This is a genomic window from Streptomyces sp. SID3343 (assembly GCF_009865215.1).
GTDB lineage: Bacteria > Actinomycetota > Actinomycetes > Streptomycetales > Streptomycetaceae > Embleya.
Genome location: NZ_WWJX01000091.1, coordinates 1 through 456 on the forward strand (window position 1 = coordinate 1; position 456 = coordinate 456).

Consider the following 456-nt stretch of genomic DNA (forward strand, 5'->3'; position numbering starts at 1 on the left):
GTCAAGTCGAACATCGGCCACACCCAGGCCGCGGCGGGCATGGCCGGCGTGATCAAGATGGTCCAGGCGCTGCGCAACGGCACGGTGCCGCGGTCGCTGCACGCCGATACCCGGACCTCGCAGGTGGACTGGTCCTCGGGCGGTGTGCGGTTGGTGTCGGACGCGGCGGCCCCCTGGCCGGTGACCGGCAGGGCGCGCCGGGTCGGGGTGTCGTCGTTCGGCATCAGCGGGACGAACGCGCACGTGATCCTGGAGCAGGCCCCGACCCCGGCCGGCCACACCGACGCGCCCCCCACGGAGCCGGCCCCCGGCGTGCTGCCGTGGGTGTTGTCGGCGGCATCGCCCGCCGCACTGGCGGAGACGGCCGACCGGATGCGGTCGGTGGCGGGGGAGCCGGGCGCACTCGCCTGGTCGCTGTGGCGAACCCGGGCCACGCTCGCGCACCGAGCGGTGATC

The 456-nt window shown here is 75.7% G+C and carries 1 protein-coding gene; it reads left to right on the top strand.

From position 1 onward, the window contains the following. The coding region (locus GT354_RS02815; RefSeq protein ID WP_272923743.1) for a ketoacyl-synthetase C-terminal extension domain-containing protein at window positions 1-456 on the top strand (456 nt) is incomplete at both ends.